This is a genomic window from Herbaspirillum sp. GCM10030257, assembly GCF_042666555.1.
Lineage (GTDB): Bacteria > Pseudomonadota > Gammaproteobacteria > Burkholderiales > Burkholderiaceae_D > Noviherbaspirillum.
The window spans coordinates 229,793-255,106 of the sequence record NZ_JBHTDH010000003.1; the positions used below are offsets into that span (position 1 = coordinate 229,793).

Annotated in this window: 20 protein-coding genes; 5 read left to right on the forward strand and 15 right to left on the reverse strand. The window is 57.5% G+C overall.

Going from position 1 to position 25,314, the window contains the following annotated elements:
- Positions 1-12: 12 nt before the first annotated feature.
- The 3 genes from ACFQUU_RS05750 to lptF are packed head-to-tail and all read right to left on the reverse strand — an operon-like array spanning position 13 to position 2,656.
- Complete coding sequence (locus ACFQUU_RS05750) at positions 13-390, reverse strand: sirohydrochlorin chelatase (RefSeq protein ID WP_382243963.1); 378 nt, start codon at positions 388-390, stop codon at positions 13-15.
- A gap of 8 nt (positions 391-398) precedes the next feature.
- The gene (gene lptG / locus ACFQUU_RS05755; protein WP_382243967.1) at positions 399-1,526 is read right to left on the reverse strand and encodes an LPS export ABC transporter permease LptG; all 1,128 of its coding nucleotides are present in this window, start codon (positions 1,524-1,526) and stop codon (positions 399-401) included.
- Positions 1,523-2,656, reverse strand: a complete 1,134-nt coding sequence (gene lptF / locus ACFQUU_RS05760) for an LPS export ABC transporter permease LptF (protein WP_382243970.1) — start codon at positions 2,654-2,656, stop codon at positions 1,523-1,525. Before lptF ends, lptG begins: the two co-directional genes overlap by 4 nt.
- Positions 2,657-2,695: 39 nt before the next feature.
- On the opposite strand from lptF, the gene ACFQUU_RS05765 reads away from it, so the two are divergent.
- Together ACFQUU_RS05765 and xth are read left to right on the forward strand one after the other, a co-directional pair.
- Positions 2,696-4,216, forward strand: a complete 1,521-nt coding sequence (locus tag ACFQUU_RS05765; protein ID WP_382243973.1) for a leucyl aminopeptidase — start codon at positions 2,696-2,698, stop codon at positions 4,214-4,216.
- A 155-nt stretch (positions 4,217-4,371) separates the two neighbouring features.
- A complete protein-coding gene (xth, locus tag ACFQUU_RS05770) occupies positions 4,372-5,136 on the forward strand; it encodes an exodeoxyribonuclease III (RefSeq protein WP_382243976.1) in 765 nt (254 codons plus the stop codon).
- A gap of 213 nt (positions 5,137-5,349) precedes the next feature.
- On the opposite strand, the gene ACFQUU_RS05775 is transcribed toward xth, so the two are convergent.
- From ACFQUU_RS05775 to prpB, 6 genes are all read right to left on the reverse strand, one after another.
- Positions 5,350-7,236: a propionate--CoA ligase gene (locus ACFQUU_RS05775; protein WP_382243979.1), complete on the reverse strand. Its 1,887-nt coding sequence runs from the start codon at positions 7,234-7,236 to the stop codon at positions 5,350-5,352.
- A gap of 153 nt (positions 7,237-7,389) precedes the next feature.
- Positions 7,390-8,844 carry a bifunctional 2-methylcitrate dehydratase/aconitate hydratase gene (locus ACFQUU_RS05780; RefSeq protein ID WP_382243982.1) on the reverse strand — a complete coding sequence of 485 codons (1,455 nt, stop codon included), beginning with the start codon at positions 8,842-8,844 and terminating at the stop codon, positions 7,390-7,392.
- A 128-nt stretch (positions 8,845-8,972) separates the two neighbouring features.
- The gene (prpF, locus tag ACFQUU_RS05785) at positions 8,973-10,163 is read right to left on the reverse strand and encodes a 2-methylaconitate cis-trans isomerase PrpF (protein WP_382243985.1); all 1,191 of its coding nucleotides are present in this window, start codon (positions 10,161-10,163) and stop codon (positions 8,973-8,975) included.
- A gap of 136 nt (positions 10,164-10,299) precedes the next feature.
- The gene (gene acnD / locus ACFQUU_RS05790; RefSeq protein WP_382243988.1) at positions 10,300-12,912 is read right to left on the reverse strand and encodes a Fe/S-dependent 2-methylisocitrate dehydratase AcnD; all 2,613 of its coding nucleotides are present in this window, start codon (positions 12,910-12,912) and stop codon (positions 10,300-10,302) included.
- A 64-nt stretch (positions 12,913-12,976) separates the two neighbouring features.
- Positions 12,977-14,131, reverse strand: coding sequence for a 2-methylcitrate synthase (prpC, locus tag ACFQUU_RS05795; protein ID WP_382243991.1), 1,155 nt, complete (start codon positions 14,129-14,131; stop codon positions 12,977-12,979).
- A 39-nt stretch (positions 14,132-14,170) separates the two neighbouring features.
- Positions 14,171-15,061 (reverse strand): methylisocitrate lyase, encoded by an 891-nt coding sequence (gene prpB / locus ACFQUU_RS05800; RefSeq protein WP_382243993.1) that lies wholly within the window; start codon positions 15,059-15,061, stop codon positions 14,171-14,173.
- A 207-nt stretch (positions 15,062-15,268) separates the two neighbouring features.
- On the opposite strand from prpB, the gene prpR reads away from it, so the two are divergent.
- On the forward strand, positions 15,269-16,891 hold the full coding sequence (gene prpR / locus ACFQUU_RS05805; RefSeq protein WP_382243996.1) for a propionate catabolism operon regulatory protein PrpR: 1,623 nt from the start codon (positions 15,269-15,271) through the stop codon (positions 16,889-16,891).
- Positions 16,892-17,069: 178 nt separating this feature from the next.
- Here the strand turns inward: prpR and ACFQUU_RS05810 are convergent, their stop codons facing one another.
- Positions 17,070-17,711, reverse strand: a complete 642-nt coding sequence (locus ACFQUU_RS05810; RefSeq protein WP_382243999.1) for a glutathione S-transferase family protein — start codon at positions 17,709-17,711, stop codon at positions 17,070-17,072.
- Positions 17,712-17,750: 39 nt separating this feature from the next.
- Here ACFQUU_RS05810 and ACFQUU_RS05815 point away from each other — a divergent pair, with 39 nt between their 5' ends.
- Complete coding sequence (locus tag ACFQUU_RS05815; protein ID WP_382244002.1) at positions 17,751-17,936, forward strand: DUF1289 domain-containing protein; 186 nt, start codon at positions 17,751-17,753, stop codon at positions 17,934-17,936.
- A 70-nt stretch (positions 17,937-18,006) separates the two neighbouring features.
- Here the strand turns inward: ACFQUU_RS05815 and cls are convergent, their stop codons facing one another.
- From cls to glnA, 5 genes are all read right to left on the reverse strand, one after another.
- A complete protein-coding gene (cls, locus tag ACFQUU_RS05820; protein WP_382244578.1) occupies positions 18,007-19,227 on the reverse strand; it encodes a cardiolipin synthase in 1,221 nt (406 codons plus the stop codon).
- Positions 19,228-19,529: 302 nt separating this feature from the next.
- On the reverse strand, positions 19,530-21,092 hold the full coding sequence (gene ntrC, locus ACFQUU_RS05825; RefSeq protein ID WP_382244003.1) for a nitrogen regulation protein NR(I): 1,563 nt from the start codon (positions 21,090-21,092) through the stop codon (positions 19,530-19,532).
- 52 nt (positions 21,093-21,144) lie between these two features.
- Positions 21,145-22,218, reverse strand: coding sequence for a nitrogen regulation protein NR(II) (glnL, locus tag ACFQUU_RS05830; RefSeq protein WP_382244006.1), 1,074 nt, complete (start codon positions 22,216-22,218; stop codon positions 21,145-21,147).
- 70 nt (positions 22,219-22,288) lie between these two features.
- Positions 22,289-22,783, reverse strand: coding sequence for a DUF4124 domain-containing protein (locus ACFQUU_RS05835; protein WP_382244009.1), 495 nt, complete (start codon positions 22,781-22,783; stop codon positions 22,289-22,291).
- Between the two features lie 223 nt (positions 22,784-23,006).
- Positions 23,007-24,422 carry a type I glutamate--ammonia ligase gene (glnA, locus tag ACFQUU_RS05840; protein ID WP_382244012.1) on the reverse strand — a complete coding sequence of 472 codons (1,416 nt, stop codon included), beginning with the start codon at positions 24,420-24,422 and terminating at the stop codon, positions 23,007-23,009.
- Positions 24,423-24,847: 425 nt separating this feature from the next.
- Here glnA and ACFQUU_RS05845 point away from each other — a divergent pair, with 425 nt between their 5' ends.
- Positions 24,848-25,300 carry a rhodanese-like domain-containing protein gene (locus tag ACFQUU_RS05845; RefSeq protein ID WP_382244015.1) on the forward strand — a complete coding sequence of 151 codons (453 nt, stop codon included), beginning with the start codon at positions 24,848-24,850 and terminating at the stop codon, positions 25,298-25,300.
- Positions 25,301-25,314 lie beyond the last annotated feature (14 nt).

The window sequence follows — 25,314 nt, forward strand, 5'->3', positions numbered from 1 at the left end:
TCGTGGCGATGCTTACCCATTCCCCAACGCGCCAAGACAATAACGTCCGATCGCATTCAACACATCCAGACTCTCTCCGACCGCCGGTGCCACCGTAATCTGCAACAGCGGATACTGATGGCGGATTTCATCGATGATCACTGGCAGATCACGCAATACATGTCCGCCCTGTCCAAAGAAGACAGGAACCACGGTCAATTCCTTGCAGCCGTCCTCGACCAGGTCTTTAACCAGTTCCGGCAGGCGCGGCGTCATTAATTCAAGATAGGCCAACGACACGGCGACATCCGGCTTCTGCTCTTCAACAATCCGCTGCAGACGCTGGAAAGGCTCGGCCCAGCGTGGGTCGCGGGCACCATGAGCAAACAGGACGAGGGCACGATGTTTCATCAGGTTTCCTAGTGTTTTTGGACCCACCATAGCGATCCGATCGCAATCACCAGGAACATCATACTGGGCAACACAGCGGTCGCCAGCGGAGGCCAGGTATTGAGCAGGCCCAGATGCGAAAACAAGCTATTGAGCAACTGGAAGCTGACACCGATCATGATGCCGATAAAGATCTTGAGGCTGACGCCACCGGCGCGGAAATGCAGATAGGCAAAGGGTAGTGCCAGTGCCATCATCACCAGCACGGCAAATGGGTAAAACACCTTTTTCCAGAACGCGATTTCGTAGCGCTCTGTCGTCTGGTTATTTTCCGCAAGGTGGCGGGTATACACGGCGAGGCCATACGCCGACATACGGTCCGGATCGGCAAACAGCACCGACAGGATGTTTGGCGTGATTTCGGACACCAGGTCGCGCGCTGGCAGGGTCTTGGTCGTAATGGTGGCCGTGATATCGCTCAGCTTGGCGCCGAAGCTCGTCTCCGTCACATCCGACAAGCGCCAGACATTCCTGGCCTGATAATCCGCATACGCTGCGGTGACCACCGCAATCAGACGGAAGTCGCGGTCGAACTCATACAGCTTCACGTTTTGCAGCCGGCCGGCCGGTGTTACATCCTTTACATTGAGAAAGCGCGTCCCGACGGTTTCACCGGTTAGTCCGTTTTGGCGGATCACATCCTTGGTCCATAAGCCGGTACGAAATTCCTGTGATATCGACGCGCCCTGTGCCTGCAGTTTCCATTTTTCAGCCATTGCACTGGTCGCGGGAGCGATAAATTCGCCGAACAGGAAAGTCACGATGACGAGCACGATCCCAACCCGTGCCAGCATCCAGCTCGCCATGCCGGTCGACAGCCCCGACGCGCGCATGATGGTGAATTCGGAGCGCGCCGCCAACTGTGCCAAGGTGTAAATGCTACCGATCAAGGCAGCGATCGGCATCAGGTCATAGACATACCCGGGCAGCCCCATCGTCACATACAAGAAAGCATGCTGAAGCTGGTAATTGCCACGACCTACCTGCGGCAGTTCACCGATCAGATCGAAAAAGGCAAACAGCGCAAGAAAAGCTACCAGCGCAAAGATGACGGCGGCGATGATCTCGCGTGCCACATAACGATGTAAAACTTTCATCGGACCGCCGCCTTCCGGGTAAACACGGTGCGCTTGAACGCACCCCACAGGCTAGCCGGATGATAAGGATGGTTCACCAGCAAGCGCCATGAGAACAGGAAGGCGATCAGCAAGGCGGCGACAACATGCAGCGGCCACCAGGCGGTGTCCAGCGAGAGCCGTTTTTGCACGACGGCAGCCTGGAACACGCTGACCATGTTGCTGTAGATAATGAATAGCAGCAACGCGATCAGCAGGTTGGCGGACCGGCCGCCGCGCGGATTGACAAAGCTCAGCGGAATGGCAAGCAGCATCAGCAGCAAGCCCATGATAGGGAGAGAGAGGCGCCAGACCAGTTCACCACCGTTGAAATTATTCAGGTTCGCCAGAAGCAGCGGTGTTGACAATGAACGGGCCGACATGTCGCCGACCAGTGCCTGTGACTGGCGCGCCACCAGCACACCGTAGCGCTCGAACTCGATGACACGAAAATCCGACTGGCTCGCGACGCCGTCATAACGCCGGCCCTTGTCCATCAGAAGGAATTTGTCGCCACGCTCATCGATGGCGATCGTTCCTTCCTTGGCCACCACGACACTGGTTCTGCCGTTCTGTATGGTATTGACGAAGACGTTCCTGACCTTGGTCGAATCACCACTGACGCCCTCAACAAAGAAGATGCGGTCAGCCGATGACGATTCCTGGAACCGTCCCGGCGAGACTCTGGCGATGTCCTCGCGCTTCTGAAAGCGTTCACGGTACTCCGCACTCTGGCGATTGGCCCACGGGGTAACAAAGAAGCTGAGCAAGGCAATGAGTATGACGATGGGAACGCCGAAGCTCATCACGGGCGCAATCCATTTTGACAGACTCATGCCGGACGCGAACCACACGACCATTTCGGAGTCCTGGTAACTGCGAGTGACGACGACCAGCACCGAAATGAATCCGGTCAGGATCAAGATCACGGAAAGGTAACGAAGCGCCGCAAATCCGATCAGAGCGATGACATCCTGCGATGCAATTTTTCCCCCGGCTGCCTGGCCGAGTATCTTGATCAGCATCACGGTAATCGTGATCGTGAAAAGCGTGGTGAAGACAGCGCCGGCGGTACTTACCAATTCGCGACGAAGAGCGCGCTGAAAGATCATTGAATTGAAGACTATAATTGCGTCTCAAAAGGAGTGACCATGGACTTTAGCATAAAACCATTCGACGCAAAAACCGGACTTGCCGGTTTCAAGACAGGCTGCATCGCCGTAGGCGTATTTGAAGATAAGAAACTGTCGCAGGCCGCTCAGGCTCTGGACCGCAAAGGTCAGATCGCCGCGGCGCTGAAGTCCGGCGACATCACCGGCAAGCCGGGATCGACCTTGCTGCTACGCGGCCTGGACGGCATCGCCGCCGAGCGTATCCTGCTGGTAGGCCTGGGCCAGGATGCCGAACTCTCCGACAAAACATTTGTCACTGCCTTGCAGGCAACCGCCAAGGCGTTCTCGTCGATCGGCGCGGCGGACGGTGCCATTGCCCTTCCTCTGGACCAGATCAAGAAACGCGATACCGCCTGGGCCATTCGCTGCGCCATTCTCGCGGTGCGCGACACGGAGTATCGCTATAGCGTGACCAAGAGCGAGAAAGAACCGCCTGCCCGCGGCGTCAAAAAGATCGCTTTTTTGAGCGCGGGTGCCGATGCCGCAGCCAAGAACGTGATTGCGCAAGGTATCGCCCTGGCCAACGGCGTCGATCTGGCCAAGGAACTCGGTAATCTTCCTCCCAATATCTGCACCCCGACCTACCTCGCCAATACAGCCAAGCAACTGGGCAAGGATTTCGGCTTCGGGGTTGAAGTCCTCGAACGCAAGCAACTCGAAGCCCTCAAGATGGGAAGCTTCCTCTCCGTGACCAAAGGCAGTGAGGAACCGCCGAAGTTCATCGTCATCAAGCACATGGGCGGCAAGGCCAAGGAAGCCCCAACGGTGCTCGTAGGCAAGGGTATCACCTTCGACACCGGAGGCATTTCGCTCAAGCCCGGCGCCAACATGGACGAGATGAAGTACGACATGTGCGGGGCAGCATCGGTGCTCGGCACTTTCCGCGCGATCGGCGAGATGAACCTGAAGCTGAACGTCATCGGCGTCATCCCGACCTGCGAAAACATGCCGTCCGGACGCGCCTCCAAGCCAGGAGACATTGTCACGTCGATGTCTGGCCAGACCATTGAAATCCTGAATACCGATGCCGAAGGCCGCCTGATCCTGTGCGATGCGTTGACCTATGTCGAGCGCTTCAAGCCGGCGGCGGTGGTCGACATCGCGACCCTGACCGGCGCCTGCGTGACCGCCTTGGGCCATCACAATACCGGCCTGTTCACACGCCATGACGACGATCACGACGATCTGGCCGATGAGTTGCTCACCGCGGGCAAGACGTCCGGCGACACGGCATGGCGCATGCCGATCGAAGACGCATACCAGGAACAGCTCAAATCCAACTTTGCCGACATGGCCAACATCGGCGGTCCGCCGGGTGGGAGCATTACGGCGGCTTGCTTCCTTGAGCGTTACACACGCAAATATCTATGGGCGCACCTGGACATCGCAGGCACGGCCTGGAAGAGCGGCCCGGCCAAGGGCGCGACAGGCCGGCCGGTTCCCCTGCTGACCACATTCCTGCTGAACCGTGCAAACGGTAACGGCAAGAAGGCTGCTTAATTCTCGGTCTTGTAGTCGTCTTGTTAATTGTTCCTGTCCGGATGCGTATAAGCGCGCTCCGGATCACCGATCTGTCCGCTCCCGGCCCTGCCGGCGGCGGACATTGTTTATTCTGAACGCGCGGACCACCGCGCCGGTATTGAGGCTATTCTGCTATGAAACTTGTCACCTGGAATGTAAATTCCCTGAAAGTACGCTTGCCGCAAGTATTGCAATGGCTGGTCGAGAATCCAGTCGACGTTCTTTGCCTTCAGGAAACCAAACTCACCAATGACAAGTTCCCTGTCGCTGAGATTGAAGCAGCGGGCTATCACGTCGTCTTTACAGGCCAGAAGACCTACAACGGGGTTGCCATTCTGTCGAAGCATCCGATCAGCGAAGTCGTCAAGAACAATCCCCGCTTCGAGGATGAGCAGCAGCGGATCATCGCCGCGACCATCGAAGGCATACGCGTGGTCTGTGCCTACATCCCGAACGGACAGGCGGTCGGGTCGGACAAGTATCAGTACAAGCTGCGCTGGCTGGAAGCCTTGCACGACTGGTTGGCAGATGAATTGAAGACCTATGAGAGTATTGCCTTGCTGGGCGACTACAACATTGCACCGGATGATCGCGATGTGCATGATCCGGTCGCATGGCAGGGCCAGGTCCTGGTGTCCGACCTTGAGCGCGCCGCATTCCAGCGGCTGATTGCTCTAGGCTTCAAGGATTCGTTCCGGCTGTTCGAGCAGCCGGAAAAGATCTACAGCTGGTGGGATTACCGGATGATGGCCTTCCGGCGGAACATGGGATTAAGGATCGACCATATTTTGCTCTCGCCGCCGCTGGCTGCACGGTGTACCGCGTGTGTGGTCGACAAGGTGCCGCGCAAGTGGGAACAGCCGTCGGATCATACGCCGGTGGTGGCGACGATTGAGTGATGTGGGGTTGAGGTGTTGTTGACGCACTATTTGAATCGCCTACATACATCGCACAACCTACTTCTGGCTCCTTCCCCCTTGCAGGGAGAAGGCTGGGATGGGGGTCGGGTGGTCGAGCCAGCGCAGTCGGTCAATCAACCCTCACACCCCCATCCCAACCTTCCCCCTAAAAGGGGGAAGGAGCCCTTCCTCTATGCGCGACGACGACTACGCCTAATCAGCCAACACCGCCCGAATCTGCTGCAGGGACGTCGGATCCTCGATTGTCGTCAAATCCCCCGGATCGCGGCCTTCACAAATTGCCTGGATTGAGCGCCGCAATAATTTCCCCGACCGCGTCTTCGGCAATAACGACACAAAATGCACACGCGCCGGACGCGCCACCGCACCCAGCTGCTTATCCACCACGGCCATCACCTCGGCCTCCAGCGCCTTCCGTCCTTCCGCACTGGCAACGGCGTCGCCATTTTTTGCAATCGCAAACGCCACCGCGACCTGCCCTTTCAACTTGTCGTCGATACCCACCACAGCGACTTCCGACACATTTGGATGGCTGGAGATGCTCTCCTCGATTTCACGCGTGCCAAGACGATGCCCGGCGACGTTGATCACGTCGTCCGTGCGCCCAAGGATAAAGTAGTACCCATCCGCGTCGCGAATCCCCCAGTCGAACGTCGAATAAACCTGTTCCTTGAAATTGGACCAGTAGGTTTTGACAAAGCGTTCGTCGTCGCCATACACCGTCTGCATGCATCCCGGCGGTAAGGGACCTTCAATCACCACAACGCCTTTTTCGTTTGCGGCGCATTCCACGCCGGTCGATTCGTTGATCAGCTTGACCTTGTAGCCGTACATGGGTACGCCGGGGCTGCCCAGTCGGGTCGGCTTGTTTTCCACGCCACAAGCCACCGTCAGGATCGGCCAGCCGGTTTCCGTCTGCCAGTAGTTATCGATAATGGGCACGCCGAGTTCCGACGCGATCCACTGCGACGTCGTTTCATCAAGCGGCTCACCTGCCAGATACAAGGCCTTCAGTGACGACAGATCGTATTTCTTCATGAATTCCGGCGGCTGCTTCTTCAGCACGCGCACCGCGGTCGGCGCGGAAAACATGCGCGTGACCTTGTACTTCTCGACGATGCTCCACCAGATGCCGGCATCGGGACGGATCGGCAAGCCTTCGTACAGGACGGTCGCCATGCCGGCGATCAACGGTCCGTATACGATGTAGGAGTGGCCAACCACCCAACCGATGTCCGACGTCGAGAAATAGGTCTCACCCGGATTGCCGCAGAAGATATGCTTCATCGACGCGGCAAGGGCAACCGCATAACCGCCGACGTCGCGCTGCACGCCTTTCGGCTTGCCGGTCGTACCCGAGGTATAGAGTATGTAGGAAGACTCGTTCGATTCCAGCCAGGTCACCGGCACCTGCGCATTGAAATGCTGTTCGCGCAATGCGGCATAGTCGACGTCGCGACCAGCCATCATTGTCGTCGGCACAAGACCGCGATTGACCATCAGCACATGCGCGGGTTTATGCTGCGCGTGATGGATGGCCTCATCCAGCAAGGGTTTGTAAGCAACCGCCTTGCCGGCACGCGAACCGGCATCGGCGGACACAATCAACGTTGGTTTCGCGTCATCGATGCGTGTTGCCAGACTGTTGGAAGCAAATCCGCCGAATACGACTGAATGAATCGCACCGATACGCGCGCACGCGAGCATCGCAAAAACCGCCTCCGCAATCATGGGCATATAGATCAGCACGCGATCGCCCTTGTTCACGCCGAGCGACTGCATCATCGCCGCAGCACGCATGACTTCTGCTTGCAATTCCTTAAAGCTATAGACCTTCTCGGAGTCGGTTTCAGTCGAGACAGCGATCAGCGCTGGCTTGTCCGCCTGCGTTGCGACCCAGCGATCGACCGCGTTATGACAAAGGTTGGTTTTGCCGCCGCCAAACCATTTGGTGAATGGTGGATTGGAGTAATCCAGTACCTGGGTGTAGGGCTCATTCCAGTCGATGCGCTTGGCCTCCCTGTCCCAGAATGCCTGTGGATCGGTGATCGACTGCTGGTAGAAATCCGAGAAGTTCATGGCGTCTCCTGTCTGAATGATGTCCCTGCTTCATCGCAGGGCATAAGCAATTCTTTTGTAATCCAATCTTGATGTTCAAGTATGGGACAGCTGTCTTACTAAGCACTTACGCGCCATGTGCGCGAAGTGAAAACGCAGGAACAACATTGAGGCTCAGATGACGTACAGGTCCACGTAATCATTCACTGGCATCGTTTCCAGTGTCGCCTGGTCCAGTGACACATCGAGAATCGCCTTCTGCTGCTTTGTCGGAAACCTGCGGGCGAGGTTATTCCTGAACTTTGTTTCCAACAGGGGAATGCCTTCCTTGCGCCGGCGTGCATGTCCGATGGGATACTCGACGACAACTTCGTCCAGCACTTCGCCAGTAGTGAGTTCGACTGTCAACGCATTTGCAATCGACCGCTTGAACGGATCGTGGTAATCGATGGTGAACAAAGGATCTTCCACGCAAACGATCTTGTCGCGCAATGTGTCGATGCGTGGATCGACTGCGACATCATCCTCATAATCGGCTGCGGTAAGGTGGCCATAGAGCAGCGGCACGGCCACCATGTACTGGATGCAGTGATCGCGGTCGGCCGGGTTGTTCAGCGGCCCCTTCTTGTCGATGATGCGGATGCAGGCTTCGTGGGTACGGATGGTGATCTTTTTGATGTCTTCCGCAGACTTGCCGATCTTCTTCAACGCGGCATGCAAGGTCATCGCCGCTTCCACCGCTGTCTGGGCGTGGAACTCGGCCGGAAAGGAAATTTTGAACAGCACATTTTCCATCACATAGCTGCCATAGGGCCGCTGGAAATGGAAGGGTTTACCGTCGAACAGCACATCGTAGAAACCCCAGGTCCTGGCGGTCAGTACGGAGGGATATCCCATCTCGCCGGTCTTCGCCATCAGTGCCAGCCGCACGGCGCGTGCGGTCGCATCACCTGCCGCCCATGATTTGCGTGAACCGGTGTTGGGGGCATGACGATAGGTACGCAGTGCCTGGCCATCGACCCACGCGAGCGATACGGCATTGAGGATTTCTTCGCGCGTCAGGCCGAGCATCTGCGCAACGACGGCGGTCGATGCCACTTTGACCAGCACGACGTGGTCGAGTCCGACTTTATTGAAAGAATTTTCGAGTGCGATGCAGCCCTGAATCTCGTGCGCCTTGATCATGCCGGTCAGCACATCTTTCATGACCAAGGGTCGCTTGCCAGTCGCCACCGCATTGCGCGACAGCCAGTCGGCCACCGCCAGAATGCCACCGAGGTTATCCGATGGATGTCCCCATTCGGCGGCGAGCCAGGTATCGTTGAAATCCAGCCAGCGTATCATCGTGCCGATGTTAAACGCGGCTTGCACCGGATCAAGCTGGAACTGCGTACCAGGCACACGGGCCCCGTGGGGAACGATCGTGCCACGCACAATTGGCCCGAGCAGCTTGGTGCAAGCCGGATACTCCAATGCTTCGAGACCGCAGCCAAGCGTGTCGATCAGGCAGTTACGTGCGGTCTCGTAGGCCAGACCGGAGTCGATCCGGTAGTCCAGCACGTAGTCGACGATATCGACTAGGACCTTGTCCCAGCTGGGGCGCGTGGTGGATGTCATGGCGCCTGTCATGGCAAATGAGGTGCAGTAGTCAACAGCATGATTCCTCCATTTCCGTTGGCACGCATTCAGAATAAGCCTGCGCCCCAACCCGCTTTCAGACCGGCGTCAAGACATTACTACATCACAAGGTCGGAACCTTAGAACGCGTCGCCGGGTACACGTACCCAACCTTCCATCAGCACGCGCGCGCTGCGGCTCATGATGGCTTTGGTCACGCTCCAGTCGCCATCGACCTGCGTGGCTTCGGCGCCAACCCGCAGCGTGCCGGACGGATGTCCAAAGCGTACCGCTGTGCGGGGCCCGCCACCGGCGGCAAGGTTCACCAGCGTGCCGGGTATCGCCGCCGCGGTGCCGATTGCGACCGCGGCCGTACCCATCATCGCATGATGCAGCTTGCCCATGGACAGCGCACGTACCAGCAGATCGACATCGTCGGTCGTGACCTTCTTGCCGCTGGAAGCGACATAATCGGCCGGTTTGGCAACAAACGCAACCTTCGGCGTGTGCTGGCGCGTTGCCGCTTCGTCGACGTTCTTGATGAGGCCCATGCGCACTGCGCCGTAGGCACGGATCGTCTCGAACATGGCCAGGGCTTTGAGATCGCTGTTGATGGCATCCTGCAATTCGGTGCCTGTGTAGCCGATCGTTTCCGCATTCACGAAGATGGTCGGGATGCCCGCATTGATCATGGTGGCCTTGAGCGTGCCGATGCCGGGAATCTCGAGGTCATCAACCAGATTGCCTGTCGGGAACATCGCACCGCCGGCACCTTCTTCTTCCGCTGCCGGATCCATGAATTCCAATTGCACTTCCGCTGCCGGGAAAGTCACTCCATCGAGTTCAAAGTCACCGGTTTCCTGCACCGCGCCATTGGTCATGGGCACATGCGCAATGATGGTCTTGCCGATGTTGGCCTGCCAGATACGCACGGTAGCCATGCCATCTTTCGGAATGCGGCTGGCATCGATCAACCCATTGCTGATGGCGAAAGGTCCGATCGCTGACGAGAGGTTGCCGCAATTGCCGCTCCAGTCGACAAATGGCTTGTCGATGGAAACCTGGCCGAAGAGATAATCAACGTCGTGGTCGGGCTTGCTGCTTTTTGCGACGATGACTGTCTTGCTTGTGCTCGATGTGGCAGCGCCCATCCCGTCGATCTGCTTGCCGTACGGATCGGGACTGCCGATCACGCGCATCAGCAGCGCATCGCGTGCTGCGCCGGGTACCTGTGCGGCTTCAGGCAAATCCTGGAGACGGAAGAACACGCCTTTGCTGGTGCCGCCACGCATGTAGGTGGCGGGAATTTTTATCTGGGGTACGTGGGCCATGGGGTGTTGTCCTTTTGAATCCGGATGATATCAATCGACACCGATCGATACCGATCGACATCACCCTTTGCAAAACCTTAGAGGTGCGCTGCGCATGCCAGCTTGATGCGAGCGCACCTCAGTTAACGGGCAGGTTTCAGGCTGCCTTTGCCGTCGATGCAAGGAAGTCCTGCGCGAACCGCTGCAGCACGCCGCCGGCTTCGTAGATCAGGACTTCTTCGGCAGTATCGAGCCGACAGGTTACCGGTACTTCGACACGCTCGCCATTCTTGCGATGGATTACAAGCGTCAGATCGGTTCGCGGCTTGCGCTCTCCAATGACGTCGTAGGTTTCCGTACCGTCAATGCCGAGAGTGAGTCGGTTGACACCAGGCTTGAACTCCAGCGGAAGCACGCCCATACCAACCAAGTTGGTACGGTGGATGCGCTCAAAACCTTCGGCAACGATGGCTTCCACGCCGGCAAGGCGCACGCCCTTCGCTGCCCAGTCGCGCGAAGAACCCTGACCATAGTCGGCGCCGGCAATCACGATCAGCGGCTGCTTGCGCTCCATGTAGGTCTCGATCGCTTCCCACATGCGTGTGACCTTGCCCTCGGGCTCGATACGCGTGAGCGAACCTGCTTTGACCTTGCCGTCCACCATCACCATTTCGTTCTTCAGCGTCGGATTGGCGAAAGTGGCGCGCTGGGCAGTGAGGTGGTCGCCGCGATGGGTTGCGTAGGAATTGAAGTCCTCTTCCGGCAAGCCCATTTTCTCGAGGTACTCGCCGGCAGCGCTGTCCCGCAGGATGGCGTTGGACGGCGACAGGTGGTCGGTCGTGATGTTGTCACCGAGGACCGCCAGCGGACGCATGCCCTTGAGCGTGCGCGGATTGGCGGCCAGCGCCCCCTGCCCTTCCTTGTCCCAATACGGCGGACGACGAATGTAGGTGCTCTGCGGGCGCCAGTCATAGAGAGGGCTGACCTTTTCGCCCGAATCCACGCTGAACGTGAACATTGGCTCATAGACCTTGCGGAACTGCTCGGGTTTCACGCTTTGCGTAATCACTGCGTCGATTTCCGCATCGCTCGGCCAGATGTCCGCCAGGCGGATTGGCTTGCCATTCGCATCGGTCCCGAGGATGTCCTTCTCGATGTCGAAGCGGATCGTGCCGGCGATGGCATAGGCGACCACCAGCGGCGGCGATGCCAGGAAGGCTTGTTTGGCATACGGATGGATGCGGCCATCGAAGTTGCGGTTGCCGGAAAGGACTGCGGTCGCATAGAGATCACGTTCCACGATTTCCTTCTGGATCACCGGGTCCAGTGCGCCCGACATGCCGTTGCAGGTGGTACAGGCAAAAGCGACAACGCCAAAGCCGAGGCTTTCGAGCTCGGGCAAGAGGCCCGCTTCTTCCAGGTACAGCGCCACGGTCTTCGATCCCGGCGCCAGCGAACTCTTGACCCAAGGCTTGCGTGCAAGGCCAAGCTTGTTGGCGTTACGGGCCAGCAGACCGGCGGCAATCATGTTGCGCGGGTTGTTGGTGTTGGTGCAACTGGTAATTGCGGCGATGATCACGGCGCCGTCCGGCATCAGGCCCGGCTCATTCTCGACCTTGCCGCTGATGCCGCGTGCGGCCAGTTCGCTGGTCGGCACACGGTTATGCGGATTGGACGGTCCGGCGATGTTACGTACCACCGAAGACAGGTCGAAGCTCAGCACGCGTTCATACTCCGCATTCTTCAGGCTGTCCGCCCAGAGGCCGGTTTCCTTCGCATAGGTTTCGACCAGCTTGACCAGTTCTTCGTCACGGCCGGTGAGCCGCAGGTATTTGATGGTCTGCTCGTCGATATAGAACATCGCTGCGGTGGCACCGAACTCGGGCGCCATGTTGGAGATGGTCGCACGGTCGCCCAGCGTCAGGTTGGCCGCGCCTTCGCCAAAGAATTCCAGGTAGGCGGAGACGACTTTCTGCTTGCGCAGGAATTCGGTCAGCGCCAGTACGATGTCGGTCGCGGTGATGCCGGGTTGCGGCTTGCCGGTCAGTTCGACGCCGATGATGTCCGGCAGGCGCATCCACGAAGCACGGCCCAGCATCACGGTTTCCGCTTCAAGACCGCCGACACCAATGGCGATCACACCAAGCGCGTCGACCATCGGCGTATGGCTGTCGGTACCCACCAGGGTATCCGGATAAGCCACGCCGTCCTTCACCTGCACCACGGGCGACATGCGCTCGAGATTGATCTGGTGCAGGATGCCGTTACCGGGAGGGATGACGTCAACGTTCTTGAACGCCTTTTTGGTCCAGTTGATGAAGTCGAAACGGTCTTCGTTACGACGGTCTTCGATGGCGCGGTTCTTGTCGAACGCATCCGGATCGAAACCACCGCATTCGACGGCCAGCGAATGGTCTACCACCAGCTGGGTCGGCACGACCGGATTCACCATGGCCGGATCGCCGCCTTGCGAGGCAATGGCGTCACGCAGACCTGCGAGGTCGACCAGTGCGGTCTGGCCAAGGATGTCGTGACAGACCACGCGGGCAGGAAACCATGGGAAGTCCAGTTCGCGCTTACGTTCGATGATCTGTTTCAGCGAGGCTGTCAGGGTAGCCGGATCGCAGCGGCGCACGAGATTCTCGGCGAGCACGCGCGAGGTGTACGGCAGCTTGTCGTACGCGCCGGGTGCGATCGCGTCGACGGCGGCACGCGTGTCGAAATAATCGAGTTTGGTCCCAGGCAAGGGTTTGCGGTTTGCGAGATTCATGGATCAGTAAAGAAAAGAGTCACGATGTAGAGGGTGCACAGACACCCCCTACGCATTGTTTGCTTTATTTGCGTTCCTGGATCGGCACGAACTTCAGGTCTTCCGGACCGACGTAGTTGGCGCTCGGACGGATGATCTTGTTGTCGATGCGCTGCTCGATGATGTGTGCAGCCCAGCCGGAAGTACGCGAGATCACGAACAGTGGCGTGAACATCGCTGTCGGCACGCCCATCATGTGATAGGACACGGCGGAGAACCAGTCGAGGTTGGGGAACATCTTCTTGACGTCCCACATCACGGTTTCAAGGCGCTCGGCAATGTCGAACATCTTGGTCGAACCGGCTTCGGCCGACAGGTTGCGTGCGACTTCCTTGATGACCTTGTTGCGTGGATCGGAGATGGTGTACACCGGGTGGCCGAAGCCGATGATGACTTCCTTGTTTTCGACACGGCGGCGGATGTCGGCTTCCGCTTCGTCGGGATTGTCGTAACGTTTCTGGATTTCGAATGCGACTTCATTCGCGCCGCCATGCTTCGGACCGCGCAATGCGCCGATTGCACCGGTGATCGCGGAATACATGTCGGAACCCGTACCGGCGACGACGCGACCAGTAAACGTCGACGCATTGAATTCATGCTCCGCATACAGGATCAGCGACGTGTGCATCGCCTTTTCCCATGCTGCCGACGGCTTCTTGCCGTGCAGCAGGTGCAGGAAGTGGCCGCCGATGGAGTCGTCGTCGGTTTCGACTTCGATACGCTTGCCGTTGTGACTATAGTGGTACCAGTACAGCAGCATCGAACCCAGCGATGCCATCAGGCGGTCGGCGATGTCGCGTGCACCCGGCGTGTTGTGGTCGTCCTTCTCCGGCAGTACGCAGCCAAGCACCGATACGCCGGTACGCATCACGTCCATCGGGTGCGAGGACGCCGGCAGTGTTTCGAGCGCCGCCTTGACATTGGCCGGCAGGCCGCGCAGCATTTTCAGCTTGGCCTTGTAGCCTTTGAGTTCAGCGACGTTGGGCAGTTTGCCGTGTACCAGCAGATAGGCGATTTCTTCAAATTCGCAAGTGTCCGCGACGTCCAGAATGTCATAGCCGCGATAGTGCAGATCGTTACCGGTTTTGCCCACCGTACAGAGGGCGGTATTGCCGGCAGTTACGCCGGACAGGGCAACCGATTTTTTTGGCTTGAAGCCGGCGGCTTGTTGTTCGCTCATCAAAGTCTCCTGGAAAAAATAAGATACGTGGAATGCGGATTACTTGGCTTTTTGCTGGGCAAACAAGGCATCCAGCTTTTGCTCGAAATCGTGATAGTTGATGCGCTCATACAGTTCCATACGCGTCTGCATGGTGTCGACCACATTCTTTTGCGTGCCTTCGCGGCGGATCGCGTTATACACGTTTTCCGCAGCCTTGTTCATCGCGCGGAAAGCGGACAGCGGATACAGCACAAGGCCGACATCAACACTCTTCAATTCCTCGACCGTATATAACGGGGTCGCACCGAACTCGGTGATGTTGGCCAGCACCGGCACCTTCACCGCATCGGTAAAGGTCTTGTACATCTCGAGCTTGGTGATGGCTTCCGGGAAGATCATGTCGGCGCCCGCTTCAACACAAGCCTGTGCGCGGTCCAGCGCGGCTTCCAGGCCTTCCACGGCCAGCGCGTCGGTGCGCGCCATGATGACGAAATTTTCATCGGTACGTGCATCGACGGCCGCCTTGATGCGATCGACCATTTCCTGCTTGCTGACGATTTCCTTGTTCGGGCGATGGCCGCAACGCTTGGCGCCAACCTGGTCTTCGATGTGGATCGCCGCTGCGCCGAACTTGATCATCAACTTGACGGTACGCGCCACATTGAAGGCCGATGAACCGAAGCCGGTATCGACGTCGACCAGCAACGGCAGGTCGCAGACGTCCGTGATGCGACGGACATCCGTCAGCACGTCGTCAAGATTGGAAATGCCGAGGTCGGGCAGGCCGAGCGAGCCGGCTGCCACGCCGCCGCCCGACAGATAGATGGCACGATAACCGGCACGTTTGGCCAGCAACGCGTGGTTGGCGTTGATCGCGCCGACAACCTGCAGCGGGGATTCTTCGCGTACTGCCTGACGAAAGGCGGCTCCTGCGGATGGGACTGTCATGTATTCACCTTGTTGGATGTTTCAACGAATTGCATTCCGGGTGAGTATTGCAATCGGTGTGCCATACGGGAAGTTTTTGAAAAGTATCGAAGAGGCTCTATATAGATCAATAACTTAGCTCGAGATGTTATCGAAACGTTCTATTTCACGTTTCACCAACCAGTTCAAGTTGCGTTACACTTGAAACATTGAAACACGAGGTGAAACATGCGCTCCCGAAGCCATTCCCTGCCTGATCCGAGTGACAAACCCGTTATCTGGACAGTTGCCATTTCCAGACTGTCCGACCTGTTCCGCGATATCACCCTTGAATTCGACGACCGTGCCAGCATTGAACCGATCCATCTCGGTTTTGAAGATGCCGTCCGGCATATCCGCGAGCGTATGGAAACAGAACGCTGCGATGCGGTCATCGCCGCCGGATCCAATGCCGCCTACCTGAAAAGCCGCCTGTCGTTGCCGGTCATCATCGCCAAAGCCAGCGGCTTCGATGTTCTGCAGGCTCTCGCACGCGCCAGAAAAATCACCGCCGAGATCGGCCTGATCACCTATCAGGAGCCAATGCAGGAGCTCGCCGAATTCCAGGCGACCTTCAACCTGAAAATCGCGCAGCGCACGTATGTCACCGAAGAGGATGCGCGTGCCCAGATCAACGAGCTGAAAGCCGCCGGCATCAAGGCTATCGTCGGTGCCGGCCTGATCACCGACCTGGCCGAAGAAGCCGGTCTCGCAGGTGTGTTCGTGTATTCGGCAGCGTCGATCCGACAGGCATTCGAAGACGCGCTGGAACTCGCCCGCTTCAGCCAGCTGGAGTCAGGCCGCGCCCGCGCCAATCCCCTTGCCGATGCCTTGCGCGCCAAGCACGGCTTGAACGATCTTCGCGGCGAGTCGGCGGCGATGCAGGCCGTGCGCCATTCGATTGAACTGTTTGCCAAGTCCCCTGCCACCGTACTTATCCAGGGCGAGACCGGTACCGGCAAGGAATTGGCGGCGCAGGCCATTCACCGCGAAAGCCAGCGGGCACGCCAGCCATTTGTCGCCATCAATTGCGGCGCCGTTGCCGAATCGCTGCTGGAATCGGAGTTGTTCGGCTATGAAGAAGGTGCCTTCACCGGTTCGCGTCGTGGCGGTCATGCGGGTTTGTTTGAAGCAGCCCATCGGGGCACACTGTTCCTGGATGAAATCGGCGAAATGCCATTGCCATTGCAGACCCGGTTACTGCGCGTATTGGAGGAACGGGAAGTCGTCCGCGTCGGCGGCACGCGGCCGATTCCGGTCAATGTGCGCATCATCAGCGCCACGCATTGTGATCTCGACCAGCGCGTCCGGGATGGGCGCTTCAGAGCCGATCTGTTCTACCGTCTGGGCGTATTGCGGTTGACACTTCCACCGTTGCGTGAACGCGCCGATGACCTTGCCGCGCTCGCGGAATGGGGGCTGAAGAATGCGCTTGCCGCGCTCGGCACGCGCCCGCATGCGAACCTGCATGCGGAGATCCTGGCATGTGTGCCTTTGCTCGCAAGCTATAGCTGGCCCGGCAATGTGCGCGAACTACGCAACCTGATGGAACGCGCGGCTTTATTTCTGGCCGCAGAACCGTTGCAGGCCTTGTCGCCGAGTTTCGTTGCAGCAGTGGCACCTGAATTGACCAGGGAAACTGCGCATGGTGCCATGCCGGTGCTCGCTCCTTCGATGGTTGACTCAAGGTCCAATGAAAAGGAATCGGTTCATGCCGTGCTTGCAAGATTCAACGGCAACCGGGAAGCTGCCGCGAATCATCTCGGCATAAGCCGCACCACCTTGTGGCGACGATTAAGCAAGCATGAATAAAAACGTATAACGAAAACAGAAAAGCGCCCACACAACTCTGATGACATCGCCACATCCTCCGTCAGGTCCCCTCCCCCTTTTAGGGAGAGGGTTAGGGTGGGGGTGCGAAGCTCGATCATCCTTCTGCTTCGGCAATAGCGCGAGGGATCAATAAATCCAACCCCTCCCCATCTCGCAATCAAAAGAACGGCGCCGCCAACCCTTCCTGCTCCAACGCCCTTCTGATCGCCGTACGCTCAACCATCCTCTGCAAAAACGGCCCAAGATGCGCACGATTACGCGCAGGGTTACCCATCATCCGCGTCCACCGCGACAGCATGAAGAGATATGGATCAACCACGCTATATGTCTCACCAAGCAGATAAGGCCCACCATGTTTGGCGAACGCGTCGTCCAGCAAGTCGAGCATCGCCCCGATCCTGGCCTCCGCATGCTGCTTCACATCCTCGGCGCCTGCTTGATCCGTAGCCAGTCGCTCCGGATAAAAATACGTAATCAATTCCGCCTGCAAGGTATTGGTGAGGTACATCAGCCATTTGTAGAAATGCGCGCGCTCCGCCGTACCGACTGCGGGTGCAAGCCCGGCTTCAGGATGCGTATCCACCAGGTGCAGGCAGATGGCAGCCGTTTCAAACAAGACAAGATCGCCATCGACGAAGGCGGGAATGCGACCTGTCGGATTCAGGCGAAGGTAGTCGGCGCCCTTGTGCGCATTCTTGTCCCGATCAACCAGGACAAGTTGATAAGGGACGCCCAGTTCTTCGAGCAGCATGTGTGGCGCAAGGCTGGCATTGCTGGGATAGTAGTAGAGCTGATACATGGTTTTGCCCTATCATTGGCGTTTTGGGTCCCCTATTCTATGCAAAAACCTTCCCGCCCGGACACGCCTTGTGTTGCCGTCTGTTCAACAACCTTTGACGATGTCTGCCGCGGATGCGGCCGTACCGTTGCCGAGGTGGCGAACTGGGTGTTCATGACACAAGAAGAAAAAGACAAAGTCTGGGACCGCATCACTGCGGAAGGTTACCCGCGTCGACAGTCATAGAGCATGTCCCGGCCACCGCGACGCCGAATCGCCGCATGTGGACTCACCAGTCAATCAGTCAATCAGCCGATCAAAGTTGCTTGCCTAGCAAAGAAGAAGCGTGCTCGATCACTTTCTCCTTCCACGGCCGGTTGCGCCACTGTTCAAAGGTAATGGGCCGCGTCTTTGCGAAATCCTGCTCGAACTCCTTGGTCATTTCTGCGGCAAAGCCTGCGTCATAGACATTGAGGTTGGCTTCGTCATTGAGCCGGAATGAACGATTGTCAAAATTGGTCGAGCCGGTCGACACCATGTAGCCGTCGACAATCATGATTTTGCAATGAAACATGGTGGGCTGGTATTCAGCGATCACGACGCCTGCTTCCAGCAACTCGCCCCAGCGCGCCCGTGATGCGTGCCGCACGACCGATGCGTCAATATCCTCACCCGGCGTGATGATGCGTATCTTCACACCTCTTTTCGCGGCTTCGACAAGGGCATTGATCGCCAATTCATCCGGCACGAAATAAGAACTCGACAACAGAATGGACTGACGTGCGGATGCAATGGAAAGCAGGTACATCAGGTGCATGCTCTCACTGCCCCCGGTTGGCGAACTGCTGAACATCTGGGCCGGCATCTTTCCCGCATTGTCGATCTTCGGAAAGTAATCCTCGGAATGCAGGACACGCCCGGTCGCCTTTATCCAGTTGTCCAGGAAGACTGCCTGGAACTCGGATACCGCAGGTCCGCGCACCATAAAATGCGAATCACGCCAATGTTCCTTATCCTGCGCATTTCCATTCCACTGATCGGCGATGCCTACCCCGCCGGTGAAACCCACTTGTCCGTCCACGATGAGAAGCTTGCGATGTGTGCGGTTGTTCATTCGTGTCAGGTTGAGCCAATGCGGTTTATGGTAGCGCTCCACTTCGACTCCACCTTTGCGCATCTCTTCCAGCAAGGCCTCGTCCATTTTGGCGCTGCCAACCCAGTCAAGCAGGACGTGGACTTTAACGCCTGCCTGCGCGCGTTCACGCAAGGCTTCGGCGAAGCGTTTACCAATATCCCCCGACCAGTAGATATAGGTTTCAAAGGTGATTGTTTTACGGGCCGACCCGATAGCCTCCAGCATGGCCGGAAAAATCTCGACACCATTCTCAAGATGTTTAACCGTGTTTCCTTCAATGATGGTCGGCCCGAGAAGTACGCCCATTGATCGTAGATATTGCGGATCGGTAACGCTATACAGGCTTTCGACACGGGTATCTATCTTTTTTTCACCAGCGGAAAGATTTCCAAGCAACAGCATTGCGGCGGCTGTCACCAGCACCGCAGCGACGATATGGACAAAGTTAAAGCGATTTTTCACAAAAGCCCTACGCCCGACGGAATCCCTGGGCAGCAATGAGGAATATTCTTACTGTATTGCGTGCGACATTGCGGTGCCTTGCGAATGGTAAAGTTCCATGCTGGTGCGTAGCGTTGGTCCGATTTGGGGCACTGGATAAATTACGCGACACTCCGATGAAGCCCCTACGGTGCTGCCCGTAGCCAGCTTCCGCAAGTCGGGAAATGGCGAAAGGAGAGCGGCGCCCACAGACGCCGTTGAGGTCAGTCGTCCTTGGCTCCGTCTATGCCAAGTTCATGAATTTTGCGGGTGATCGTGTTGCGCCCTATGCCCAGCCGGATAGCAGCGTCGTTCTTGCGGCCATGCGTATGCTTGAGTGCGGTTTTGATCAGCGCCGACTCGAACTGGCGCCCCAAAGCATCCATCACTTCAGGCTGGCCAGCCGCCAGCATGTGAGCCGCTTCGGACTCCAGCAAGGCGATCCAGCCAGCCTTGTCGCTGACGGCCGCCGCATGGCCGTTGACAGGCGTCGGGGCCGGAGACGAGGAGGAAGACGCTGACATGGAAGACATGGTTGCAGGCGCATCGGCCAACGTCGGCATGAGCGGTGGCTGCACTGGCATGCTGACGGAGACAGGCATGCTCACACTCACAGGGGGCGGCACATAGTCCTGGCCATGGGTCAACTCCTGCGGCAGGTCCTTGACCTCGACCGTTTGCCCGGGCGCCATCACGGTAATCCAGTTACACAGGTTTTCCAGCTGTCGCACATTGCCCGGCAAATCGAGACTGGCGAGAAATTGCATCGCGCCATCGGACATGCGCTTGGCTTCGACGCCGAGCTGCTTTGCGCTTTGCGCCAGGAAGTGACGGGTCAGCAGCGGAATGTCTTCGCGGCGCTCACGCAGACTGGGCAAACGCAGCCGAATCACGTTCAGGCGGTGGTACAAGTCTTCGCGGAACAGGCCTTCTTTCACCCGCTGTTCCAGGTTCTGATGCGTCGCCGCGATCACGCGGACGTTTGCCTTCAAGGGCTGATGCCCGCCGACGCGATAGAAATGACCATCTGACAGCACGCGCAGCAGGCGCGTCTGTAAATCAAAGGGCATATCGCCGATTTCATCAAGGAAGAGCGTACCGTTTTCTGCCTGTTCGAATCGGCCGCGCCGTGTCGCTTGAGCGCCAGTAAACGCGCCGCGCTCGTGGCCGAACAATTCCGATTCAAGCAGGTCCTTGGGAATCGCCGCCGTGTTCAGCGCGATGTATGGCTGGGTCGCACGCGGACTGTGCTTGTGCAATGCGCGCGCCACCAGTTCCTTGCCGGTACCGGATTCGCCGGTGATCAGCACCGTCACGTTCGATTGCGACAGGCGCCCGATCGCACGGAAAACGTCCTGCATGGCGGGAGCCTGGCCGAGGATTTCGGGTGTCTCGGCCGACACCTGTTCGACGCCAGACTCACGCAGGCTTTCTTCCAGCGCGCGGCGTATCAGTTCAACTGCCTTATCGATATCGAAAGGCTTGGCGAGATATTCGAACGCACCACCCTGAAATGCCGCCACGGCCGAGTCGAGATCGGAAAACGCCGTGATCACAATGACCGGCAAGCCTGGATACTTGGCCTTGACCACCTGCAGCAGTTCGAGGCCGGACTCACCTGGCATGCGGATATCGGACACCAGTACCTGCGGCACGCTGGTCTGCAGTGCTTCGAGCGCTTCACGTGCATTCGGAAAGCTTTTGGTAGCGAGATTTTCGCGGGCAAGGGCCTTTTCGAGTACCCAGCGAATTGATTCGTCGTCGTCGACAATCCAGATTGGCTTCATATTTTCGTTTGTATCCCGCGTCATAAGGCATTGATCAAAGCCGGCCCGTTATTCAGGGCAGCGGTATCAGTATTCTGAAATCGGTGCATCCCGGCTTGCTCTGGCATTCGATAACGCCCATGTGCTGCTGGACGAACGTCTGTGCGAGAGTCAGGCCCAGTCCACTGCCGCCTTCCCGGCCCGATACCAAGGGATAGAAGATGCGATCCTGGATGTCGGGTGGGATGCCCGGCCCGTTGTCGATAATATGCAAGTCTAATGCCAGCCTGTAACGAATCTTCGCGAGCGTCACCTGGCGTGCGACCCGGGTCTGCAAAGTAATCTGCGCGTCGCCGTCTTTCATGCGGGACGACAGTGCCTGCGCAGCGTTGTGCGCGATGTTCAACACTGCCTGGATCAGTTGCTCCTTGTCGCCGCGGAATTCGGGCACCGACAGGTCGTAGTCGCGCTTGATGGTCAGACCATTGGGGAATTCGGCGACGATCAGGCTCCGCACGCGCTCGCAGACTTCATGGATGTTGACGTCACCGACGATATGCGGACGACGATGCGGCGCAAGAAGACGATCAACTAATGTCTGCAAGCGATCAGCTTCCTTGATGATGACCTGGGTGTATTCGCGCAATTCCTTCAACTGTCTTTCGGGCAGTTCAAATTCCAGTAATTGCGCGGCGCCACGGATACCGCCGAGCGGGTTCTTGATTTCATGCGCGAGGTTGCGGATCAGTTCTTTGTTGGCCTGGCTCTGGTCGAGCAGGCGTTCTTCGCGGTCGAGCTTGAGTTGCTGGACATTTTCCCGTAGTTCGATCAGCACCGGCGTGTCAGGATTGTCGAGCGCCGTGACGATCACATGGACCTGCAGCGATTCACGCCCCGCCCGCTCCAGCGTCAGGTCAAGACGCTTGTCGGCAAAGCGATGCTGTACGGCTTCCTCGAAAATTTCGGACAGGTGGTCTCCGTTCAAAAACAGATCTTCCAGTTTCTGGCTCACGAGAGCCCTGGCCGAGCTCTCGAACAAGTTTTCCGCCGCCGCATTGGCATAGGTGATACGGCTTTCCGGATCGAGGATGATGACCGCCGAGGAAAGCAGATCCAGTCCATCCAGGGGATTTCGCGTTGTTTTCACATTCATCCAAAAGTAAAGGGCCGCGTAGGCGGCCCTTGTTATGCAAGCGTCATACCTGAAGCGCGCATTGCTATTTTAGATTACCAATCTCGCGTTTTAGTGCCTCGATATTCTTTTCGCTGCGGCTGATATCGTCCTTCATGGTCGCAACGCGTTCCTGGTATTTCGCATAATTGCGCTCATCGCCACGGCGTTCCGGCTCGCCATTGTTAAATTCCTTTTTCAGGTTCGCAAGCTTCTGCTCCTCGCTCTTCATTTCATCTGCGAGGATCTGGCGGCGGTCGTTGTCACGGGTTTTCTGCGTGTCGCCATCGACTTTCGGGAAATCCGACGGCGATGCCGACGGCTTTGCCGCAGCGGTCTGGACAACGGGTTTGCGCGCTGTTGGTGGCGCGGGAATCATGGTGATGCCGGGAAGATCAATCTTTTTGCAGCCCTTGGTAGTGCCAGTATTTTTGTATTCCTTCTTGCCAGTCTCGTCGACACAAAGAAATACCTCGCTCTGTGCATGGACATGTCCGGCAGCGGCTGCAACTAAGGCCAGTCCAATCAATTGTTGTTTCATAATCTTTCTGCGTGGAAACAGTAAAGGTGCTTACAAGTTTAGGACAAGTAGCGGCCCTTTACAAACATTCGAACTCAGAACGACTTATAGCACAACAGTTCCGTACGACAAAAAAGGGGAAGCCGAAGCTTCCCCTTTCTGCAACAGTCGAACGATCGATCAGTCTACCTTGCGTACTTGTTGCCAGGCACGCAAGCTTGCAAGCTCGATCTATCTGCGCGTCTTACAGCGAGTAATACATGTCGAACTCGATCGGGTGCGTGGTCATGCGGAAGCGCTGGACTTCCGTCATCTTCAGTTCGATATACGCATCGATCATGCTGTCGCTGAACACGCCGCCACGGGTCAGGAACTCGCGGTCCTTGTCCAGGTACTCGAGCGCCTGGTCGAGCGACGAGCACACTGTCGGGATCAGCTTGTCTTCTTCCGGCGGCAGGTGGTACAGGTCTTTGGAAGCTGCTTCGCCCGGATGGATCTTGTTCTGCACGCCGTCCAGACCTGCCATCAGCAATGCAGCAAAGCCCAGATACGGGTTCATCAGAGGATCCGGGAAACGCGCTTCGACGCGGCGACCCTTAGGATTGGCAACGTGCGGAATACGGATCGAAGCCGAACGGTTACGCGCCGAGTAAGCGAGCTTGACCGGTGCTTCATAGCCAGGAACCAGACGTTTGTACGAGTTGGTGCCCGGATTGGTGATCGCGTTCAGTGCACGGGCGTGCTTGATGATGCCGCCAATGTAATACAGTGCGAAGTCGGACAGGCCTGCGTAGCCGTCGCCTGCGAACAGGTTCTGGCCATCCTTCCAGACGGACTGGTGCACGTGCATACCGGAACCGTTGTCACCAACGATCGGCTTCGGCATGAAGGTCGCTGTCTTGCCGTAGGTATGGGCAACGTTCCAGATCACATACTTCATGTTCTGCGTCCAGTCGGCACGCTCAACCAGTGTCGAGAACTTGGTACCCAATTCGTTCTGGCCAGCGCCGGCGACTTCGTGGTGGTGAACTTCAACCGGAATGCCCATCGCTTCGAGGATCAGGGACATTTCCGAACGCATGTCCTGGAAGCTGTCGACCGGCGGAACCGGGAAGTAGCCGCCCTTGACGGTCGGACGGTGGCCGGTGTTGCCGCCTTCGAGCTTGTCGCCGGTGGTCCACGACGCTTCTTCGGAATCGATCTTCACGAAGCAGCCGGACATGTCGATCTTCCAGCGAACGCTGTCGAAGATGAAAAATTCAGGTTCCGGGCCGAAGTAGGCGGTATCGCCCAGGCCGGAGGACTTGAGATAGGCTTCAGCACGCTTGGCGATGGAACGTGGATCGCGGTCGTAACCCTTGCCGTCGGACGGCTCGATAACGTCACACTGCATGAACAGCGTGGTTTCTTCCATGAACGGGTCAATGTTGGCGGTACTGGGATCCGGCATCAACAGCATGTCAGAAGCTTCAATGCCTTTCCAACCGGCGATCGAGGAACCATCGAAGGCGTGGCCCGAGTCGAATTTGTCCATGCCGAACTGCGAAATGGGAACGGTAACGTGTTGTTCCTTGCCTCGGGTGTCTGCAAAACGAAAATCAACGAATTTGACTTCGTTGTCTTTCGCCAACTTCAAGACCTCTGCGGCCGTACGTGCCATGCGAATCTCCTAAATGAGCAAAATGTGTCTTAGATATGCGGATAATTTTGAGTCGATGGTATCCGCCGTGCTGCAAGCGCAGTACACATCGAAGTGCGACCGAAACTCAGGCCGGAATGATAGCAGATTCCATGCCACCAACTTGAGAAATCACAAATGCCACGCACCGTCCTGATGCACGCAAATTAGCGGAAATAGTGCGACGTTGAAACATATTTCTTGGCATTTAGGCTAGGCAAACCCATCCCCATTTCGGTGCGTTTTTGCCTCGAATCCCCAACTTGGTGCAAAAGCATCTGACAGGCCAGAAATACGCACGGTTTTTGTGCATTGCGATGTCAGTCTAGTTCATGCGTCGCCGGGATAAAATAGCAAATTGAACATGCGGTAAATTGCTTATTCACTCCAACGAAATTCGAACCATCATGGACATACTCGACAAGGCTCGCGAACGCGGGCAGGAAAATCAACTTCCGTATGCGGGTGCTGTTACCCCCTCGGAGGCTTACGCCCTTCTCCAGACTAACCCGAATGTCAAACTCGTCGACGTCAGGACCAACGCGGAGCGCGACTGGGTTGGTCGTGTGGCCATCCCTGAGGACCAGCATGCCGCGGTGCAGTGGAGCACTTATCCCGGCGGCGTACCAAACCCGGCTTTCATGGATGAACTGGCGCAGACTGCTGACAAGAATCAGATCTTGCTGTTTTTGTGCCGCTCTGGTGTCCGTTCTCGTCACGCGGCCAAACTGGCAACCGAGAACGGCTATCCCCATTGCTTTGACATACTGGAGGGTTTTGAAGGCGACAAGGATGCCGACGGCCATCGAAAATCCGTGGGAGGCTGGTGCAAGGCCGGCCTGCCCTGGGTCGGTGCCTGAGGTTATTAAATCGC

Bases quoted from the DNA above. Each gene is read 5' to 3' on its own strand.
- prpR (WP_382243996.1), top strand. From the start codon at position 15,269: ATGCGCTCCCGAAGCCATTCCCTGCCTGATCCGAGTGACAAACCCGTT.
- acnD (WP_382243988.1), bottom strand. From the start codon at position 12,912: ATGAATCTCGCAAACCGCAAACCCTTGCCTGGGACCAAACTCGATTAT.
- cls (WP_382244578.1), bottom strand. From the start codon at position 19,227: ATGCTGTTGCTTGGAAATCTTTCCGCTGGTGAAAAAAAGATAGATACC.
- ACFQUU_RS05780 (WP_382243982.1), bottom strand. From the start codon at position 8,844: ATGACAGGCGCCATGACATCCACCACGCGCCCCAGCTGGGACAAGGTC.
- ntrC (WP_382244003.1), bottom strand. From the start codon at position 21,092: ATGAAGCCAATCTGGATTGTCGACGACGACGAATCAATTCGCTGGGTA.
- xth (WP_382243976.1), top strand. From the start codon at position 4,372: ATGAAACTTGTCACCTGGAATGTAAATTCCCTGAAAGTACGCTTGCCG.
- glnA (WP_382244012.1), bottom strand. From the start codon at position 24,422: ATGGCACGTACGGCCGCAGAGGTCTTGAAGTTGGCGAAAGACAACGAA.
- prpC (WP_382243991.1), bottom strand. From the start codon at position 14,131: ATGAGCGAACAACAAGCCGCCGGCTTCAAGCCAAAAAAATCGGTTGCC.
- ACFQUU_RS05815 (WP_382244002.1), top strand. From the start codon at position 17,751: ATGCAAAAACCTTCCCGCCCGGACACGCCTTGTGTTGCCGTCTGTTCA.
- ACFQUU_RS05765 (WP_382243973.1), top strand. From the start codon at position 2,696: ATGGACTTTAGCATAAAACCATTCGACGCAAAAACCGGACTTGCCGGT.
- ACFQUU_RS05810 (WP_382243999.1), bottom strand. From the start codon at position 17,711: ATGTATCAGCTCTACTACTATCCCAGCAATGCCAGCCTTGCGCCACAC.
- prpB (WP_382243993.1), bottom strand. From the start codon at position 15,061: ATGACAGTCCCATCCGCAGGAGCCGCCTTTCGTCAGGCAGTACGCGAA.
- ACFQUU_RS05835 (WP_382244009.1), bottom strand. From the start codon at position 22,783: ATGAAACAACAATTGATTGGACTGGCCTTAGTTGCAGCCGCTGCCGGA.
- lptF (WP_382243970.1), bottom strand. From the start codon at position 2,656: ATGATCTTTCAGCGCGCTCTTCGTCGCGAATTGGTAAGTACCGCCGGC.
- lptG (WP_382243967.1), bottom strand. From the start codon at position 1,526: ATGAAAGTTTTACATCGTTATGTGGCACGCGAGATCATCGCCGCCGTC.
- ACFQUU_RS05775 (WP_382243979.1), bottom strand. From the start codon at position 7,236: ATGAACTTCTCGGATTTCTACCAGCAGTCGATCACCGATCCACAGGCA.
- prpF (WP_382243985.1), bottom strand. From the start codon at position 10,163: ATGGCCCACGTACCCCAGATAAAAATTCCCGCCACCTACATGCGTGGC.
- ACFQUU_RS05845 (WP_382244015.1), top strand. From the start codon at position 24,848: ATGGACATACTCGACAAGGCTCGCGAACGCGGGCAGGAAAATCAACTT.
- ACFQUU_RS05750 (WP_382243963.1), bottom strand. From the start codon at position 390: ATGAAACATCGTGCCCTCGTCCTGTTTGCTCATGGTGCCCGCGACCCA.